The 3,469-nt window shown below is 62.6% G+C and carries 3 protein-coding genes; all 3 read left to right on the top strand.

From position 1 onward, the window contains the following. The first annotated feature begins 187 nt into the window (after positions 1 to 187). Genes ACOTX5_RS26255 through mphR(A) form a run of 3 tightly spaced genes read left to right on the top strand, consistent with a single transcriptional unit; the run spans position 188 to position 2,912 of the window. Positions 188 to 1,093: an Mph(A) family macrolide 2'-phosphotransferase gene (locus tag ACOTX5_RS26255; RefSeq protein ID WP_000219391.1), complete on the top strand. Its 906-nt coding sequence runs from the start codon at positions 188 to 190 to the stop codon at positions 1,091 to 1,093. Then, entirely contained in the window at positions 1,090 to 2,328 is a 1,239-nt protein-coding gene (mrx(A), locus tag ACOTX5_RS26250; protein ID WP_000004159.1) for a macrolide resistance MFS transporter Mrx(A), read from the top strand. The genes ACOTX5_RS26255 and mrx(A) overlap by 4 nt, the downstream gene beginning before the upstream one ends. Next, positions 2,328 to 2,912 carry a macrolide-binding transcriptional repressor MphR(A) gene (gene mphR(A) / locus ACOTX5_RS26245; protein WP_212579109.1) on the top strand — a complete coding sequence of 195 codons (585 nt, stop codon included), beginning with the start codon at positions 2,328 to 2,330 and terminating at the stop codon, positions 2,910 to 2,912. The genes mrx(A) and mphR(A) overlap by 1 nt, the downstream gene beginning before the upstream one ends. The last annotated feature ends 557 nt before the right edge of the window (positions 2,913 to 3,469 follow it).

The following is a 3,469-nucleotide window of genomic DNA, read 5'->3' as shown; positions in this document are numbered from 1 at the left end:
TCAGCATTTTATTATGGTGATCCCCTGGGCGAAATGCGCCTGGTAAGCAGAGTTTTTGAAATGTAAGGCCTTTGAATAAGACAAAAGGCTGCCTCATCGCTAACTTTGCAACAGTGCCGGATTGAATATAACCGACGTGACTGTTACATTTAGGTGGCTAAACCCGTCAAGCCCTCAGGAGTGAATCATGACCGTAGTCACGACCGCCGATACCTCCCAACTGTACGCACTTGCAGCCCGACATGGGCTCAAGCTCCATGGCCCGCTGACTGTCAATGAGCTTGGGCTCGACTATAGGATCGTGATCGCCACCGTCGACGATGGACGTCGGTGGGTGCTGCGCATCCCGCGCCGAGCCGAGGTAAGCGCGAAGGTCGAACCAGAGGCGCGGGTGCTGGCAATGCTCAAGAATCGCCTGCCGTTCGCGGTGCCGGACTGGCGCGTGGCCAACGCCGAGCTCGTTGCCTATCCCATGCTCGAAGACTCGACTGCGATGGTCATCCAGCCTGGTTCGTCCACGCCCGACTGGGTCGTGCCGCAGGACTCGGAGGTCTTCGCGGAGAGCTTCGCGACCGCGCTCGCCGCCCTGCATGCCGTCCCCATTTCCGCCGCCGTGGATGCGGGGATGCTCATCCGTACACCGACGCAGGCCCGTCAGAAGGTGGCCGACGACGTTGACCGCGTCCGACGCGAGTTCGTGGTGAACGACAAGCGCCTCCACCGGTGGCAGCGCTGGCTCGACGACGATTCGTCGTGGCCAGATTTCTCCGTGGTGGTGCATGGCGATCTCTACGTGGGCCATGTGCTCATCGACAACACGGAGCGCGTCAGCGGGATGATCGACTGGAGCGAGGCCCGCGTTGATGACCCTGCCATCGACATGGCCGCGCACCTTATGGTCTTTGGTGAAGAGGGGCTCGCGAAGCTCCTCCTCACGTATGAAGCGGCCGGTGGCCGGGTGTGGCCGCGGCTCGCCCACCACATCGCGGAGCGCCTTGCGTTCGGGGCGGTCACCTACGCACTCTTCGCCCTCGACTCGGGTAACGAAGAGTACCTCGCTGCGGCGAAGGCGCAGCTCGCCGCAGCGGAATGAGCGAACGTCGATATAGCCCGCTCGCGACGCTGTTCGCGGCGACCTTTCTCTTCCGGATCGGCAACGCGGTGGCGGCCCTCGCGCTTCCATGGTTCGTCCTGTCTCATACAAAGAGCGCGGCCTGGGCGGGCGCCACGGCCGCTAGCAGCGTCATCGCGACCATCATCGGCGCGTGGGTTGGTGGTGGCCTCGTCGATCGGTTCGGGCGCGCGCCCGTCGCATTGATCTCGGGTGTGGTGGGCGGCGTGGCCATGGCGAGCATCCCACTGCTCGATGCCGTTGGCGCCCTCTCGAACACTGGGCTGATCGCTTGCGTGGTGCTCGGTGCCGCGTTCGACGCACCCGGTATGGCCGCGCAGGACAGTGAGCTGCCCAAACTCGGCCACGTCGCCGGGCTCTCCGTTGAGCGCGTCTCGTCACTGAAAGCGGTGATCGGGAACGTCGCGATTCTAGGTGGCCCGGCCCTTGGGGGGGCCGCAATCGGCCTGCTTGGCGCTGCGCCAACGCTCGGGCTGACGGCGTTCTGCTCCGTCCTTGCAGGTCTGCTCGGCGCGTGGGTGCTTCCCGCGCGTGCCGCTCGGACGATGACCACGACGGCGACTCTCTCCATGCGCGCCGGCGTCGCTTTTCTCTGGAGCGAACCCCTGCTGCGCCCTCTCTTTGGTATAGTGATGATCTTCGTGGGCATCGTTGGCGCCAACGGCAGCGTCATCATGCCTGCGCTGTTTGTAGATGCAGGACGCCAAGTAGCAGAGCTCGGGCTGTTCTCCTCAATGATGGGGGCTGGTGGTCTCCTTGGCATTGCCATTCATGCGTCGGTCGGCGCCCGGATATCAGCGCAGAACTGGCTGGCGGTGGCATTTTGTGGCTCTGCGGTGGGCTCGCTTCTGCTTTCACAGTTGCCAGGCGTGCCGGTGCTGATGTTGTTGGGCGCGCTCGTGGGACTGCTGACCGGCTCAGTCTCTCCCATTCTCAACGCTGCCATCTACAACCGCACGCCGCCAGAACTTCTCGGCCGGGTACTCGGCACGGTCTCGGCGGTGATGCTGTCAGCCTCGCCCATGGTTATGCTTGCGGCCGGCGCGTTTGTCGACCTTGCTGGTCCGCTCCCTGGCCTCGTTGTATCGGCCGTGTTTGCGGGGCTCGTGGCTCTACTCTCGCTCCGTCTTCAATTTGCTACAATGGCGGCGGCAGCCACAGCCTCCGCCCCAACCCATACAGAAGGTGAACACTGATGCCCCGCCCCAAGCTCAAGTCCGATGACGAGGTACTCGAGGCCGCCACCGTAGTGCTGAAGCGTTGCGGTCCCATAGAGTTCACGCTCAGCGGAGTAGCAAAGGAGGTGGGGCTCTCCCGCGCAGCGTTAATCCAGCGCTTCACCAACCGCGATACGCTGCTGGTGAGGATGATGGAGCGCGGCGTCGAGCAGGTGCGGCATTACCTGAATGCGATACCGATAGGCGCAGGGCCGCAAGGGCTCTGGGAATTTTTGCAGGTGCTCGTTCGGAGCATGAACACTCGCAACGACTTCTCGGTGAACTATCTCATCTCCTGGTACGAGCTCCAGGTGCCGGAGCTACGCACGCTTGCGATCCAGCGGACCCGCGCGGTGGTGGAGGGGATCCGCAAGCGACTGCCCCCAGGTGCTCCTGCGGCAGCTGAGTTGCTCCTGCACTCGGTCATCGCTGGCGCGACGATGCAGTGGGCCGTCGATCCGGATGGTGAGCTAGCTGATCATGTGCTGGCTCAGATCGCTGCCATCCTGTGTTTAATGTTTCCCGAACACGACGATTTCCAACTCCTCCAGGCACATGCGTAAACGGAGGTGTGCAGAGTCCCTGCGGCAGGCGACGAACACGACCGTCGTCGATTAGTACCGGTACGGTCGGTGGTATCGAAGTCTTGATCACCACTCAGGTCTACGGCTTACAAATGGTGACCATCCCGATACTTGCGTCAGAGCACCGGGCCGATTCTTTGACAGTGAATCACTCCCGTAAGGTTGTGCCGGTGTGGGTGTCCCGGGTCGAGACGATACTCCGCCAATGCGCCCAGCAAACAACCTGGCCATCGCAGGTGGTGGGGAGCGGTGTGGCGGATGAGTTGGACAAGTTGGTGTAGCAGCACGAGCACGGCGAGATAACATCGCAGGAGTTCGACATGCTCAAGAGACAGCTGATTGCGAATCGCGATGCAGATTCATAACCCGATTGCGGGTTGGCTTCACTCCACCATCACCGAGCAGACTAGCACGGCGGGCTCTGTTGCAAAGATTGGCGGCAGTCAGAGGTAGGCTGTCGCTCTGCGCCGATCAGGCGGCTGCTGCGAAATGGTGGTTGAGCATGCCCATGGCCTCCGTCAGCGCCGAGGGCCCAA

The sequence above is a fragment of the Enterobacter cloacae complex sp. IR5441 genome, from assembly GCF_049238215.1.
Taxonomy (GTDB): Bacteria; Pseudomonadota; Gammaproteobacteria; order Enterobacterales; family Enterobacteriaceae; genus Enterobacter; species Enterobacter hormaechei_C.
Note: the sequence above shows the minus strand (reverse complement) of the source record. Positions and strands in the feature narration are given on the sequence as shown.

What these genes read in the sequence shown, in the direction of transcription:
- ACOTX5_RS26255 (WP_000219391.1), top strand. Translation starts at nt 188, where the DNA reads ATGACCGTAGTCACGACCGCCGATACCTCCCAACTGTACGCACTTGCA.